Below are 15762 nucleotides of genomic sequence, written 5' to 3'. Positions count from 1 at the left end.
AATCACTTTGAATGGCAACCAAGGCTACATTCAAAAAAATAATTCCCACATGCTTGAAAGGAATGAAACCAAAAATCTACCTATCTTTAAACAACGTTTTGCAAACCCCAACTAAATCTAAATAAGTTGAGCAAAAACCTACTTTTAATCCTTACCCGAAACCCCGAACTCGGTAAATGCAAGACCCGATTGGCCGCTAAAGTGGGCAACAAAGTCGCTTTAGATATTTATAAATTTTTATTGGACCATACCGTCACGTTCACTAAAAATCTTAAGGTTGAAAAATGGGTCTACTATTCGGAGGAGATTTGGCAAGATGATATTTGGGACAACAATGTTTACCAAAAAAAACTTCAGGTAGGAAAGGATTTGGGCGAACGAATGATGAATGCCTTTAAAGAAGGATTCCAAGCCGGTTTTGAAAATATCATCGTTATTGGTAGCGATATGTTCCACCTAAACCAATCCGATTTGGAAGAGGCTTTCTCAAAATTTAAAGACCACAACTATGTTGTGGGTCCCGCTGAAGATGGCGGCTACTATCTTTTGGGGATGAAATCCATAAAACCTGAACTGTTCCAAAATAAAAACTGGGGCACAGATACCGTTCTACAGGATACACTTTCCGATATCAAAAACGAAAAAGTGGCACTAATGGATGAGAAAAATGATGTGGATTACTACAAAGACATAAAAGATGTAAAAGCCTTTGCTCCATTTTTAAAACATATACAAGAATGACACAAAAACAGATTGGCGAATCCGTTGAATATTTAAAAAAGCGAGGTTTTGAAACCCCAGAAATCGGCATTGTGCTCGGCACGGGCCTGGGACAACTTGTGGACAAAATAGAAAATTCCATTGAAGCCCATTACAACCACATCCCCTATTTTCCTTTGGCTACTGTGGAATTCCATACCGGCAAATTGATTTATGGGACAATCGAAGGCAAAAAAGCCGTGGTAATGCAAGGGCGTTTTCATTTGTACGAAGGCTATGATTTTCTGGACATCACCTATCCCATTCGGGTTATGCATCAATTGGGCATCAAGAAATTGTTTGTTTCCAATGCGGCAGGTGCCATCAACCTCAACTTTAAAAAAGGGGATATTATGTTGATAGAAGATCACATCAACCTTCAAGGAGGTTCTCCCTTAGCTTTTAAAAATGTAGGAGAGTTTGGCGACCGATTTGTTGATATGAGCGAACCCTACGACCTGGACATGCGCAAAAAATTGGAAGCTATTGCGTTAAGAGAGAATATATCACTTAAAAAAGGAGTCTATGTTTCGGTAGTTGGCCCACAACTCGAAACCAAGGCCGAATATAGAATGCTCAAAATTATGGGCGCCGATGCTGTGGGAATGAGTACGGTTCCCGAAGTAATTGTTGCAAATCATTTACGACTACCCATTGTAGCGGTATCCGTATTGACCGATGAATGTGACCCAGATAATCTAGAACCCGTTGAAGTTCAGGAGATTATAAAAATAGCAAAGCAAACGGAGCCAAAAATGATCAAGCTGTTTCAAGAATTAATCAAAGAACTATGAGCTATTTAGATGCCACCCAAGACCTCTATAAAGAGGCCGCCCTAACCCCAGATGTTGGGCTTTGCTGTACCACCAACCCCATTTGGCAATTTCCCGGGCTTTCCATTCCCAAGATTATGCAAGAAATGAACTATGGCTGTGGCAGCACCGTTTCCGCACAGGATTTGGTGAACAATCCCAAAGTACTTTATGTAGGGGTAGGTGGCGGAATGGAACTGCTTCAATTCTCCTATTTTTCCAGACAACAAGGAGGTGTAACAGGAGTGGATTCCGTAGATGAAATGTTGGAGGCTTCCAGAAAAAACTTCAAAATTGCCGAACAAGAAAACGATTGGTTCAAAAGTGAGTATGTGAACTTGGTCAAAGGTGATGCATTACATCTACCAGTAGAAGATGAAAGTATTGACGTGGCCGCCCAAAATTGCCTCTTCAATATTTTTAAAATAGAGGACTTGAAAAAAGCGGTTTCCGAAATGTACCGTGTTTTGAAGCCGCACGGCAGATTGGTGATGAGCGACCCTATTTGCGAGCAGCCTATGAGTGATGAACTCCGTAATGATGATAGACTGAGAGCGCAATGCCTGAGCGGCAGTATTCCATTGAAAGATTATGTAAAAGTGTTGACCGATGCTGGGTTCGGCACCATCGAGATTCGCGGGAAACGGTCTTACAGGGTATTATCCCCAAACCATTACCCTACAAATGAACTCATCCATATCGAATCCATTGAAATTGCAGCTATCAAAGACCCAATGCCAGAGGATGGACCTTGTGTTTTTACAGGTAAAACAGCCATCTATTTTGGCAACGAAGATTATTTTGATGACAAAAAAGGACACGTGCTACAACAAAACCAACCCCTAGCAGTTTGTGATAAAACAGCAGCAGCCTTGTCAAATGCTTCGAATGAAATTTACATTAGCGAAAGTACCTACCACTATAATGGTGGCGGATGTTGTTAGGTGATTTATTTAGAAATTGTAGTCTTGGAAGATTCGTAGTCCAACAGAATTCCTTCGGAGATCCACTTGGCCAAAGCCTGTCGGTTATCCGGATCTAAAATTCTGCGCTGGTCCTTTTTGTTTCTGATATTGCCGATTTCGATATAGGCCATGGCAGGAAGCGTATTTTTAACCATGTACAAACTGCTTCGCTCCATAAAAGTACCGTTGTACAATCGGTTGGGCTGAAATTTTTTGTATTTCCTAAAAAATGTCCGGTGAATGCTCTCTGCCAGTTTTTTGCCGTTTTTGCTCTTTTCGTGATGGTAGAAAAACACATCGATATTGGTTCCCTCGCTACGGCTGTCCACGTGAGTGACCAGTAAACGTTGATATTTCCCAGAATTCTTCAGATACAAATCATTTACAGCTTTGGAGCGCTGCTTCAATCGCTCCAACTGACTCAACGGAATAGTATTGGACTGCACAGTCTCATCCGTGTCCAATTCCAGCAACCTACTGTCTCGGATTCCATCATTTTCATCCTGAACAATCAAATGTACCTCCGCACCATGTGATACCAACTCACGGGCCAGCCTAAGGGTTACATCATAAGCATATTCATCTTCAGAAATCAATTTTCCGCGGTACTTTTCCACAGCGCCCGGGTCTGGACCACCGTGCCCTGAGATTAAATAGTAGACTGTTTTGTCCAAGCGTTTGCTCACAGCATCCACCTTTTTAAAATCTTCTCCAAAAATGGGATAGGTAATTCCTTGATCAATCTCCTCTACTTTTTTGGTTGCCAAAGTATCCGGCAATACATAGGAACGTCCCATAAACAACGATTCGTCCTCACCCAAATCCTCTGCGTTCAACGATACAAATTTATTGTAATGTTTTGTTGGGCTCACTCCGTGCCTTCTGAGCAAGGAATAGATACCATCCCCTTCTTGGGCAATAACTTTTGGAAATTCCTCTTGGGCACAGATTGCACCTTGAAGTAAAATGCTGAGTAAAACGGTAAACTGAAAAGATTTCATTTTAATTCTCAAATTCCAAATCAACATAATCATTAATAATGCCATTGCTGATCAAGTTGGCAAATTCTTTTTTGTTGGGTTTGAGGGAAATCTTGCTGTCCGATATACTGGAACCGCTTTCAATAGTAAGCAAGCTAATGGCCGGCAGCATGTTTCTGGCCAAATACAGACTGTTCTGATCTTCGAAAATCAAGCTGGCTTCATTGGAAGATTTGCTTGAAATACTTTTTTCCTTAAAAACATTTTGAAGGTTTTTTGCAAAACGCTGTCCTTGGGTGCTTTTGTTATAGTGATAAACGGCCACATTCAAATTGCCTGAGTTTACAATGTTTTCAGTACGGATGAACAATACCCGTTGGTATTTACCCGTGTTCTGCAAGTAACGTTTGTTAACGACCTTTATATAATCTCCCAACACATCTTTTGTGAATATATCTCCCCCCAAGTCCGTGGCAATCTCATCACCCATCACATACACTTGGGCTCCGTTCACCATTAGCTCTGCTGCCAATCGTTGGGTGATATCCTTTATAAAATCTTTATCTCCCTCAGTACTGTTTTCGGTAATCAAGTAGTAGACAGCATCCTTGAGTTTATTACTTTTTAGCGACATTTGGGCAAGTTCCTTATCAAAAATGGGTTCCTCCGCATCTTTCTTGGCCTCGACCATTACTCCGGTCTTCTTAAAGGAATCATCAGCATAGGGAACATTATATGCCTCACCCAGTTTTAGCGCGCTTCCTTTTTTTATCTTGTCCGAATTGAGTTCCAAAAATTCTCCATAGTGTTTAGCAGGATCCAATCCTTGTTTGCGGAGCAGGGAAAAAATACCGTCTCCTTGTTCTGCAACCACCTTGTAGTAAGTGCTTTCCTGTGCAAAAATGAACGTACAGGCCCAAACCCAAAAAAGAAGGGATAATCGTGATTTCATTATTGTATGTCTTTGGGTGGGATGTGTTGCAAATATGGTAAAAAAACACGTAGCTCGGTTACGAATTAGCCCAAAATTTCGGACAAATTAATTTATTAATCCTGAAGACTGGATTGCTTTACATTTGCAAACTGTCTTCGGATTACAGATTCGGCAGGTTTGTTTTGGGGCGTAAAGCGGTTGTCCTCGTGCCCCCCTACCTGATCGTGCTGCATAAACCACTTCCAAACAAAGCCGCCCGCAAACCAATCCTCATTCCAAAATTCATCAAAGATTACCTGCGTGGCGTCGGCTTGGGCCTGAAGATTAACATTCATTTGGTTTCGGTCGACCAACCAAGGTTTTTTGCCGGTAAAGTCCATACTTCGGTACCCAAACTCCGTAAAAAGAATAGGTTTATCTTCTTGTTTGGATAGTTCCCTCATTTCAGTTTTCCAAGGTTGCCATCCCTCGGTAAGTGTTTGAATGGTTGGATTTTCTTTTTCGCACAATGGGAAGTAGGCGTTCACCCCAATGTAATCCAATTGACCCCAAAACGGTGTTTTGGCATATTCGTCCCAGTTGGCAGCATAGGTAAGTTCACCGTGGTATACCTTTTTTACTTTTTGGATAAGGCTGTTCCAAAACTCAGGTCGCTCGTTTACGAAGGTTTTCAACTCCGTTCCAATACAAAACATATCGCTCTGGGTTTCCTCGGCCAGTGCTGCATATAGTAGTATAAATTGTTCGTACGCTACTTCCAGTTGCTTCCAATCCTTTTCCGTTGGCATCTTCATGTTTCCTGTAAACTCACCTCTATGGATCCAGATTTGGGGCTTTACCATCACGCTCACCCCATTTTGATGCATTTTTTGAATGTATTGCCTGGCTCCTTCCCTTCTCTCCCCATACCATTGGTGGTCCGAATCAAAAACCAATTCGGGCGAATCCAAATCACGGATAAAGCCAAAAGGCATAATGGCCGCATAATTGGCCTGAATATCCAGAACAGGGGCAATATGATGTTGAGCCACTTCTTCCCGGGACGAGACAAAACTGACACCATTGACTTTGGCTAACTTGCCACTACCGCAAGAGGCAAAAATAAAGACCCATAATAGAACTACTTTCTTCATAATAATTGTGGAACCCTCTAAAATAATAATTTTAAAGCATCATTTAGCTGCCAAATTCTTATTAAATTCCATTTCACTGTTAAGTTCTTTCCATAAAACTCGACATATAAAACAATCAAAGCCAACCCATGGAACATATTGTCATCATTGGAAATGGAATAGCCGGAATTACCGCTGCTAGGCATATCCGGAAACTTTCCGATAAAAAAATCACTGTTGTTTCGGTCGAAAGCAAGTATTTCTTTTCAAGAACCGCTTTAATGTACGTGTACATGGGGCACATGAAATTTGAGCATACTCAACCCTACGAAAACCACTTTTGGAAGAAAAACAGAATTGAATTGGTAGAGGGCTATGTTTCGCATGTAAACACTCAAGAAAAAATTGTTCAAATTGATGGAGCACCAGACCTTAATTATGACAAACTCGTTATAGCTACGGGGTCCAAACCCAATAAATTTGGATGGCCCGGTCAAGATTTAGATGGGGTCCAAGGACTCTACTCCAAACAAGACTTGGAACTTTTAGAAGAAAATGCCCCCAACAATAAGGTCTGCAAACGCGCTGTAATTGTGGGCGGCGGTTTAATCGGCATCGAATTGGCCGAAATGCTTCGCACTCGCAACATTCCTGTTACTTTTTTGGTTCGAGAGGACAGTTTTTGGAACGGCGTCTTACCCAAAGGCGAATCAGAAATGATCAACGAACATATTCGGGAACACCATATTGACCTGCGTTTGGGTGCTTCGCTCAAAGAAATCAACTCAGATGAACACGGAAAAGTAAAATCCGTGACCCTTGCCGAATCGGGTGAACAAATTGAATGTAATCTGGTGGGCTTGACGGCTGGCGTTACTCCAAATATTGATTTCCTCAAAGATTCGGGCATTGAATTGGGCCGTGGTGTTAAAGTAAATCGATTTTTGGAGACCAATGTTAAAGATGTTTTTGCTATCGGTGATTGTGCCGAGCAGCATGAAGCCATTGGAAATCGCAGACCTATTGAAGCGGTATGGTACACGGGCCGGATGATGGGAGAAACCCTTGCCCAGACCATTTGTGACAACCGAATGGAATACAAACCCGGACACTGGTTCAACTCAGCCAAATTTCTGGATATCGAATACCAAACCTATGGTTGGGTATTTTCAGAAAAAAGAAAAAAAGAAACGGAAGCTCATTTTCATTGGAGGCATCCCAAAGAAAAAATCTGTATCACCCTAGCGTTTGATAAAGATTCCGAAACACTCTTGGGCATCAATACCTTTGGCATTCGTTTACGACACGAAATCTTTGACCGTTGGCTCAACGATAAAAGAAATGTCGATTATGTAATGGAGCATCTCGTAGATGCCAATTTTGACCCTGAATTTTATAAAAATTTTGAAGCGCAGATCGTATCCAAATACAATTCCGATTTTGGAAAATCCATCAAACTGAAAAAGAAAAACCTAAAACGCATCTTCCAGATTGCCTAACCTATAATTATGAGCACGTACGACAAAAGTATGGCCCTTACCGGGGAACCACCAAAAAGTTTGAGCATCGGTCAAAAAATTGCCGTTTTTTTAGGAATGTCCGGACTAGGCATTCTGCTTTTGGCCATTTTTAATGTTGGATTTCCGAATAAAACCCTGTGGTTGACACTATCGCTTTCGGCTATCACCTTTGGTACCATTTTGTTCTCTTGGGATGCCTATTCCAGAAAATTGCCCGGCATCAAAAACGATGGGGTTTGGTTCAAGTCAATTTCCAGCCGCGGTTTATGGGGCTGGATGGCAGGTCTTGCACTCACAGGCTTTTACATTGTGCTCTACTTTTATCCTGAATATCTAGGTTTGGTCAGCGATGGAGATAACAAAGGAGTAATCGGCCTTTTTGATCCCCTCAGCATATTCTTGAACGGAAATCCAGCAAGCCAGTGGTTTGTTTACGGCACGCTCTATACCGTGGCCATTTTGATTTTTGGCATCAAGTTCCTTTGGAAATACCGTCATAATCGATACGAAAGACTGCGCACTTGGAGCGTGATGTTCTTTCAAACCGCTTTTGCGTTCATCATTCCAGAACTGATGGCCCGTTTGAACGGTCACAAGATTTTGGACGGTGGTAGCCTCCCTTATTTTGATCTGAAAAATATTTGGCCGCTCAACTATTATAATTTTGAGGGGTACCGTATCAAAATGTTCTTAACCTCCGGGGAAATTGGGTTTGCACTATTGATTTTTGCCATTCTTTCCATTTTTGTGATAACTCCCATACTCACATACAAATACGGTAAAAGATGGTATTGCTCTTGGGTTTGTGGTTGTGGTGGACTTGCCGAAACCGCTGGTGATTCGTTTAGGCAATTGAGTGATAAATCTACCAAAGCATGGAAAATTGAGCGTTGGGTGGTGCATAGCGTGGTAGTTTTTGTGACCTTGATGACCACAGCGGTCATCTATTCCTATTTGGGGACTGATACCAGCAAATACTGGCTGACGAAAAGCTCTTTTTTGATCGGCGTAGGCGTTTTGTTGACCTTAGTGTTTGCTTGGGTGATGATTTTTAAAAGAAATCAGCTTCAAAAAGATGCACAATGCGGAGCCATCGGATATTTTGTGATTATAATTGCGTTGATCGGATTCCACTTTTTTAGTGGTGAGGGAGAAGTTTTTCTCTTCAAATCTGGAACGCTTCGTAAATCGTACTCTTTTTTGATTGGCAGTATTTTCTCTGGAGTCATCGGAACCGGGTTCTATCCCATATTTGGTAGCAGGGTTTGGTGCAGATTCGGTTGTCCTATGGCTGCTATCCTAGGTTTTCAGCAGAAATTGTTTTCCAGATTTAGAATAACCACCAACGGCGGACAATGCATTTCTTGCGGAAACTGCTCAACGTACTGCGAAATGGGCATTGATGTGCGTGCCTACGCGCAAAAAGGTGAAAACATCGTAAGGTCCAGTTGCGTCGGTTGCGGTATATGCTCAGCCGTGTGTCCTAGGGGCGTCCTCAAATTGGAGAACGGTCCGCTTGAAGGTAGAATTGACAGCAATCAAGTGCTTTTGGGCAATGATGTGGATTTGATGACCCTCGTAAACAAGAAGTAAATCACTTTTCTTTTTGAACAATTCAAGGTAGAATCCATGGAAAATTTTAGTTTTGGCAACTTAAACATTAACTAAAACCTGTTGTGCATTTTGAAGGCTTCATGTATCAAAATCCGTCAATTCGAGTGAAATTCCAAAGGAATTTCTTATCGAGAATCGGGTTTTGACTTGAAATTCTGGTTCTCGATACAATTTTTCTTGCGAAAAATCACTCGAACTGACGAATTTCAATCATAATGCACAATGGGGTAACTAAAGTTTATTCCCAGCCAATGGCGGATATCAAAGTCATTATCCCAGCAATCAACGAAGGAGATTCCATTGGTTTGGTAGTTTCAGAATTGCCCCAACAAGTATCTGAAATTGTGGTTGTCGACAACGGTTCCTCTGACGATACCATTGCAAATGCAAAAAAAGCGGGGGCAACCGTAATCACCGAAAACCGCAAGGGCTATGGGTTTGCCTGTTTAAAGGGATTAAATTACATCTCCGAACAATCCAAAACACCCGATATTATCGTATTTATCGATGGAGACTATTCAGATTATCCAGAGGAATTGGATAAGATTGTCGCCCCAATTTTGGAAAATGACATCGATTTTGTGGTCGGAGCACGAAAAAAATCACTTCGCGAACCGGGATCAATGACCCCACAACAGGTTTTTGGGAACCAATTGGCCACATTCTTAATGCGATTATTTTTCAGGTCAAAGTTTACGGATTTGGGACCTTTTAGGGCGATAAAATATGAAAAGCTCAAAGAATTGGACATGCAGGACACCACTTATGGATGGACTGTGGAAATGCAATTGAAAGTTTTGAGGAAAAAAATGTCATATATCGAAGTACCAGTACGTTACAAACGAAGAATTGGCATCTCAAAAGTATCAGGTACGGTAAAAGGTACTATATTTGCGGGCATAAAAATATTGGGTTGGATCTTTAAATACAGTTTAAAATAAATGGGACTTGCTATTGCTTACATCATCATTGCTATTTATAGTTTCGCCTTGCTTTTGATTTTCTTTTATAGCCTTGCGCAGTTGAATCTGCTGATCAACTATCTGGGCTACAAAAAACGAAACGAAGAAGCTCCAAAATTTAACCTGCTCGATCCCAAAGAAATTCCATTCGTAACCATTCAACTTCCTATCTACAACGAGGAATATGTAATGGAGCGTTTGTTGGAGAACATTGCCAAAATAGAATACCCAAAAAGCAAATTGGAAATCCAGGTGTTGGACGACTCCACAGATGATTCTGTAATTGAAACGGCTCGTTGGGTACAAGAGCTTCAAGAAACTGGATTGGACATTCAACATATACGAAGGGAAAACAGACAAGGTTTTAAAGCAGGAGCCCTCAAAGAAGGTTTGGAAATCGCCAAAGGCGATTTTATTGCCATTTTTGATGCAGACTTCCTTCCAGAGTCCGATTGGCTGAAAAAGACCGTTCCTTATTTTAAGGATGAGGAAATTGGTGTGGTGCAGACCCGTTGGGGACACATCAACAGAGATTATTCTACCCTTACCCGTATCCAAGCTTTTGCTTTGGATGCCCACTTTACCTTAGAGCAAGTAGGAAGAAATTCGAAAGGACACTTCATCAACTTTAACGGTACCGCAGGTATTTGGAGAAAAGAGTGCATTTTTGATGCTGGTAACTGGGAAGGAGACACCCTTACCGAAGATTTGGATTTGAGCTACCGCGCCCAGCTGAAAAACTGGAAATTCAAATATTTGGAAGATGTGGAGACACCAGCTGAACTTCCCGTTGTAATCAGTGCAGCACGCTCGCAACAATTCCGTTGGAACAAAGGTGGGGCCGAAAACTTTAGAAAGACTGTTTGGAGTGTCATCACGTCCAAAAACATACCTTTTAAAACCAAGTTCCATGGTGTAATGCACCTATTGAACAGCTCTATGTTCCTATGCGTGTTCACCGTAGCTTTGCTGAGCATTCCCATGCTCTACATCAAAAACACTTACGGACATTTAGGTTGGGTGTTTGAAGTTACCAGCTTCTTCATTTTGAGTACCATCATCCTATTTGTGTGTTATTGGTTTACCTACAAAAGCATTCAGGGCAGTAGTTTTGATAATTTTGTGGACTATATTAAACTCTTCTTTACTTTCTTCTCTGTGGCATTGGGCTTCTCTTTGCACAATACCGTTGCCGTTTTGGAAGGACATTTGGGCAAGCGAAGCGAATTTGTAAGAACCCCAAAATTCAACATCAACAGCATTAAAGACACTTGGAAGGGCAATAAATATTTGACCACCAAATTATCGCCCAACATGATCTTGGAGTTTGCCTTAATGATCTATTTTCTTTTCGGAATGTACAGTGCCATACCATTGAACGACTACGGATTGTTCCCGTTCCACTTAATGTTGTTCTTAGGTTTCGGATTTGTATTTTTTAAATCCTTAACTTCCAAAGCATAAAACAAAACCATGCAATCTTACTGGCGACTGCACAGATACCCGATACTATTTGCTGTCGCTTGTATTTTATTCTATTGGAGCTTCGCTTACAATTTGGTTCGTACCGACTTTGTTAAGCTATTTATGCTCTTCGGAGCCACCTTTTACCTTACCTATAAAATCATCCAGTTCGAAAAATGGAACTTCAAATTTCTTTTGATTGTTGGAATTCTGTTTCGACTGGTATTTTTGATTGCAGAGCCTAACCTTTCGCAAGACTTTTATCGCTTTATTTGGGATGGTGAACTCATTAAAAATGGCATCAACCCATATTTGTATACCCCTGACCAAATTATGGAAGAAGGGATGGTGTCCTTTACCAGCATGAATGAGCTCCATGAAGGCATGAGTGCTCTAAACGCTCGGCACTACAGCAACTACCCCCCAGTAAACCAAGTTCTCTTTGCACTCGCATCAATTTTAGGGGAAGGAAGTGTGATGGGTTCCATGATTGCCATGCGTTTAACTGTAATCTTGGCAGACTTGGGTGTTCTTTATTTCGGAAGAAAGCTATTGCAAAACCTTAACAAGGCCAACCACATGGCGTTTTGGTATTTTTTGAATCCTTTAGTTATCATAGAGCTTACGGGAAACCTCCATTTTGAAGGCGTAATGCTCTTCTTTTTTGTTTGGGCATTGTACCTCATATCAAAAAACAAGTGGTTATGGGCAACACCCATTTATGCCATCTCTATCATGGTAAAATTAATGCCTATCCTCTTTTTGCCCATCTTCCTAAAATATTTTGGATTTAAAAAGAGTGTCGTTTTTTACACACTGGTAATATTGGGATGTGCAGCCCTACTACTACCATTTTACTCTCCTATTTTTATCGATAACTATGCGGAGACAGTCGGACTGTGGTTTTCCAATTTTGAGTTCAACGCCAGTATGTACAATGTGGTAAAAAAGATTGCCGTTACCTATTACGAAGCCAAACCTTGGGAACTTATTGACTCCTACGGCTCCATGCTTACAAAGGCCATCATTGTAATTGTGTTGTTGTTTACGTTCCTAAGGAAAAACCAAAAATTGCAAAGTGTCATTACCTCCATGGTATTTGCACTGGCCTGTTACTATTTCCTTTCCAGCACCGTTCATCCGTGGTACGTGGTGTTCTTGTTGGGCTTTGCCATCTTTACCGATTACAGGTTCCCTCTGGTATGGTCCTGTACCATCATTTTAAGTTATTATGCCTACTCCAACCCAGACTATAAAGAAAATTTGTGGTTGTTAGCCGTTGAATACATTTTGGTAATTGGCTTTTTTATTTACGAAATGATAGGTAGCAGACCGAAAAAGTTATATTTCTTCAAAAAGTAACCGCAACTTTAGCCCAATTCGAATTAATTTGTACATTAGCCCCTGAATGAAAGGACAACTGTATATATTATCTACTTTGAGCATCACTGCTCCGATCAGTCCGTTTACTCCCCGCCGTCGTCGCCCGTAAGGGTGCAATATAACTATTGGAAATAGGTGAGTCCATTTCCGCAAAATCTCCAAATACATTTTTTCAATTTTTTACAGAATTATCGCTTGCAATGGAAATTATTGTTGCTAACGAATCACATTTTAAATACGCACAGATCATAAGTGATACCATTACCGAATCGGCCAAGGTTCGAGGTACGGGTATCGCCAGACGTACGCCCGAGTACATCATCAAACGTCTTCAGAACGGAAACGCCATCATTGCTCTGGATGGTGATAAGTTTGCAGGTTTCTGCTATATCGAAGTTTGGGGAAACAAAGACTTTGTGGCCAATTCTGGATTGATTGTGCATCCCGATTATAGAAATCAAGGGCTCGCCAAAAAAATCAAGAAAGCAGTTTTTGACCTATCACGAAAAAAATTCCCCGATGCCAAAATTTTTGGTATCACCACGGGCTTGGCCGTAATGAAAATGAACTACGAGCTCGGATACAAACCCGTTACTTTTTCCGAACTTACGGACGACCCTGAATTCTGGAAAGGCTGTCAGACCTGTAAGAATTTTGATATTCTAACACGTACCGAAAGAAAAATGTGCCTTTGTACAGGGATGTTGCACGACCCAAAAGCACAAAAACAAGAACCTGAAAAAATAAACAAAAAAGCTTTTAAAAGGCTCAAAAGCATAAAAGAAAGCCTTTTTCTTAAAAAGAAAGATAAATAAATTGTCAGGTCGAGCTGTCATCCTGAGCGTAGTCGAAGGAGCAGTCGTACCATTGAGAATACTTAAAAACTAAGACATTAAATGGATTCCTGCTGGAGTTTATGCTGAGCAAAGCGAAGTGCAGGAATGACAAACTAAAAGAAAAATGGAAAAATTAGTTATAGCCTATAGCGGCGGATTGGATACCTCATATTGTGCCAAATATCTATCACAGGAAGAAGGGTTTGAAGTGCATGCGGTAAGCGTAAACACGGGAGGCTTCAGCAAATCTGAAATAGTGGAGATCGAAGAAAAGGCACTTGCCTTGGGGGCTAGCTCCTACACCTCCATCGATGCAGTTACCACCTTTTATAACAAAGTGGTGAAATACCTCATCTTTGGAAATGTGCTTCGGAACAATACCTATCCACTCTCGGTAAGTGCGGAAAGAATTGTTCAAGCCATAGAAATCGTGAACCACGCCAAAAAAATTGGTGCCAAATACATCGCACACGGAAGTACCGGAGCCGGTAACGATCAAGTAAGATTTGATATGATTTTTCAAATCTTGGCGCCCGAAATTCAAATCATTACCCCGATCAGGGACAAAAAGTTGGCTAGGGAAGAAGAAATTGAGTACCTGCAACAAAACGGTATTGACTACTCTTGGGAGAAAGCCAAATATTCCGTCAACAAAGGATTATGGGGAACATCCGTAGGCGGTGACGAGACCTTGACCTCCCACTTATCCTTGCCCGAAAGTGCCTACCCGAGCCAATTGGAAAAAGAACTGCCCAAAAAGTTGAAGCTTACCTTTAAAAAAGGTGAATTGGTAGCCATTGACGGTGAGCAGGACACCCCTGTTGCCAACATCGAAAAATTATCCGCCATTGCGTCCAAATATGCCATTGGCAGGGATATCCACGTAGGGGATACCATTATTGGAATCAAGGGAAGGGTCGGTTTTGAAGCTGCCGCACCATTGATCATTATAAAAGCGCACCATTTGTTGGAAAAACATACCTTGAGCAAATGGCAACAATACCAAAAAGAGCAAATGGGGAATTTTTATGGGATGTTGTTGCACGAAGGAAATTATTTGGACGAGGTAATGCGAAACATCGAAGCCTTTTTGACAGATACCCAAAAACATGTATCGGGAGATGTATTCGTCACCTTACATCCCTACCGATTTGAATTGAACGGCATCACTTCCAAGCACGATTTGATGAACGCCTCTTTTGGAAGTTATGGAGAAATGAACAAAGGTTGGACCGCTGATGAGGCCAAAGGTTTCATCAAGATTTTGTCCAACTCCGGAAAAATTGCAAACCACGTAAACAATAAAATTTAAGAGCCGTCACCCTGAACTTGATTCAGGGTCTCATTAGAGTGAGATGCTGAAATAAATTCAGCATGACGATAAATAATTCTCCATTGATATGAGAAAAAAAAATATTAAAGCAGGAATCATAGGAGGTTCTGGATATACAGGTGGGGAGCTAATCAGACTATTGCTCAATCATCCCCAAACCGAAATTGACTTTGTGTACAGCACCACAAGAGCGGACAAACCCATCACATCTGCTCATCAGGATTTGCTGGGACAAACGGAATTGAAGTTTTCTGGAGAAATAAATCCAGAAGTTGATGTGGTTTTTCTTTGTTTAGGACACGGCAATTCAACCTCGTTTTTGAACGAGAACCAATTTTCAGCATCAACAAAAATCATCGACCTCAGCAACGATTTCAGATTACAAGCTGATTCTGTTTTTAACGGTCAAAGATTTATATATGGGCTTCCCGAACTGAACAAGTCTGCCATACAAGCTGCAGAGGCCATTGCCAACCCAGGTTGTTTTGCCACTGCCATCCAATTGGCGTTGTTGCCCTTGGCAAAAGCAGGTTTGTTGAACGATGATGTCCATATAAACGCCGTTACGGGAAGTACCGGTGCAGGTGTTGGATTGTCCGCAACTTCACATTTTAGCTGGAGGAACAACAATGTTTCTTGGTACAAGCCTTTTACACACCAACATTTGGGAGAAATCGGTGAAAGCTTGAACTCCTTCGGAAACTCCGTAGGCAAGCTGATGTTCTTGCCGAACCGTGGCAACTTTACCAGAGGGATTTTGGCCACCGCTTACACCAAATACGACGGCAGCTTGGAAGAAGCAAAACAGTTGTACAACGACTTTTACAAAGATGCCGCATTTACGCATATGTCAGAAGATGAACTGCATTTGAAACAAGTGGTAAACACAAACCAATGCCACATCCATTTGCATAAGTACGATGACCTCCTTTTGGTGACCTCGGCCATTGATAATTTATTGAAAGGGGCATCCGGACAAGCAGTACAAAATATGAGTTTGATGTTCGGTTTCCCGGAAACCGAAGGTCTGTTGTTAAAGGCGGGCGTGTTTTAAAATTATGAGGTCGAGCTGTCACATCGAGCGGAGT

The 15762-nt window shown here is 41.4% G+C and carries 14 protein-coding genes; 11 read left to right on the top strand and 3 right to left on the bottom strand.

The window, feature by feature from the left end; all coding sequences use genetic code 11:
* The first annotated feature begins 126 nt into the window (after positions 1-126).
* From J4E06_RS04760 to arsM, 3 genes are read left to right on the top strand one after another with little or no spacing between them, the layout of a single operon-like run.
* Positions 127-741, top strand: a complete 615-nt coding sequence (locus tag J4E06_RS04760) for a TIGR04282 family arsenosugar biosynthesis glycosyltransferase (protein ID WP_349522899.1) — start codon at positions 127-129, stop codon at positions 739-741.
* Positions 738-1553: a purine-nucleoside phosphorylase gene (locus J4E06_RS04755; protein ID WP_349522898.1), complete on the top strand. Its 816-nt coding sequence runs from the start codon at positions 738-740 to the stop codon at positions 1551-1553. The genes J4E06_RS04760 and J4E06_RS04755 overlap by 4 nt, the downstream gene beginning before the upstream one ends.
* The gene (gene arsM, locus J4E06_RS04750) at positions 1550-2515 is read left to right on the top strand and encodes an arsenosugar biosynthesis arsenite methyltransferase ArsM (protein WP_349522897.1); all 966 of its coding nucleotides are present in this window, start codon (positions 1550-1552) and stop codon (positions 2513-2515) included. The genes J4E06_RS04755 and arsM overlap by 4 nt, the downstream gene beginning before the upstream one ends.
* Before the next feature lie 5 nt (positions 2516-2520).
* On the opposite strand, the gene J4E06_RS04745 is transcribed toward arsM, so the two are convergent.
* From J4E06_RS04745 to J4E06_RS04735, 3 genes are all read right to left on the bottom strand, one after another.
* Entirely contained in the window at positions 2521-3582 is a 1062-nt protein-coding gene (locus tag J4E06_RS04745) for an N-acetylmuramoyl-L-alanine amidase family protein (protein ID WP_349522896.1), read from the bottom strand.
* Positions 3539-4468: a hypothetical protein gene (locus tag J4E06_RS04740; RefSeq protein ID WP_349522895.1), complete on the bottom strand. Its 930-nt coding sequence runs from the start codon at positions 4466-4468 to the stop codon at positions 3539-3541. Before J4E06_RS04740 ends, J4E06_RS04745 begins: the two co-directional genes overlap by 44 nt.
* A 95-nt stretch (positions 4469-4563) precedes the next feature.
* On the bottom strand, positions 4564-5583 hold the full coding sequence (locus tag J4E06_RS04735) for a glycoside hydrolase family 113 (protein WP_349522894.1): 1020 nt from the start codon (positions 5581-5583) through the stop codon (positions 4564-4566).
* 128 nt (positions 5584-5711) lie between these two features.
* Between J4E06_RS04735 and J4E06_RS04730 the strand changes: the two genes are divergently transcribed.
* The 8 genes from J4E06_RS04730 to argC all read left to right on the top strand — a co-directional run bounded on the left by J4E06_RS04730 (position 5712) and on the right by argC (position 15728).
* The gene (locus J4E06_RS04730; RefSeq protein WP_349522893.1) at positions 5712-7061 is read left to right on the top strand and encodes an NAD(P)/FAD-dependent oxidoreductase; all 1350 of its coding nucleotides are present in this window, start codon (positions 5712-5714) and stop codon (positions 7059-7061) included.
* A 9-nt stretch (positions 7062-7070) separates the two neighbouring features.
* Positions 7071-8675 carry a 4Fe-4S binding protein gene (locus J4E06_RS04725; protein WP_349522892.1) on the top strand — a complete coding sequence of 535 codons (1605 nt, stop codon included), beginning with the start codon at positions 7071-7073 and terminating at the stop codon, positions 8673-8675.
* A gap of 272 nt (positions 8676-8947) precedes the next feature.
* Entirely contained in the window at positions 8948-9637 is a 690-nt protein-coding gene (locus J4E06_RS04720; RefSeq protein ID WP_349522891.1) for a glycosyltransferase family 2 protein, read from the top strand.
* On the top strand, positions 9638-11122 hold the full coding sequence (locus J4E06_RS04715) for a cellulose synthase family protein (protein WP_349522890.1): 1485 nt from the start codon (positions 9638-9640) through the stop codon (positions 11120-11122).
* A gap of 9 nt (positions 11123-11131) precedes the next feature.
* Entirely contained in the window at positions 11132-12484 is a 1353-nt protein-coding gene (gene mptB, locus J4E06_RS04710; protein ID WP_349522889.1) for a polyprenol phosphomannose-dependent alpha 1,6 mannosyltransferase MptB, read from the top strand.
* Between the two features lie 221 nt (positions 12485-12705).
* Positions 12706-13320, top strand: a complete 615-nt coding sequence (locus J4E06_RS04705) for a GNAT family N-acetyltransferase (RefSeq protein WP_349522888.1) — start codon at positions 12706-12708, stop codon at positions 13318-13320.
* A 145-nt stretch (positions 13321-13465) separates the two neighbouring features.
* Positions 13466-14653 carry an argininosuccinate synthase gene (argG, locus tag J4E06_RS04700; protein WP_349522887.1) on the top strand — a complete coding sequence of 396 codons (1188 nt, stop codon included), beginning with the start codon at positions 13466-13468 and terminating at the stop codon, positions 14651-14653.
* An 88-nt stretch (positions 14654-14741) separates the two neighbouring features.
* Positions 14742-15728 carry an N-acetyl-gamma-glutamyl-phosphate reductase gene (gene argC, locus J4E06_RS04695; protein WP_349522886.1) on the top strand — a complete coding sequence of 329 codons (987 nt, stop codon included), beginning with the start codon at positions 14742-14744 and terminating at the stop codon, positions 15726-15728.
* Positions 15729-15762: the final 34 nt, after the last annotated feature.

Source organism: Allomuricauda sp. NFXS6 (assembly GCF_040148835.1).
Classification (GTDB): Bacteria; Bacteroidota; Bacteroidia; order Flavobacteriales; family Flavobacteriaceae; genus Flagellimonas.
Note: the sequence above shows the minus strand (reverse complement) of the source record. Positions and strands in the feature narration are given on the sequence as shown.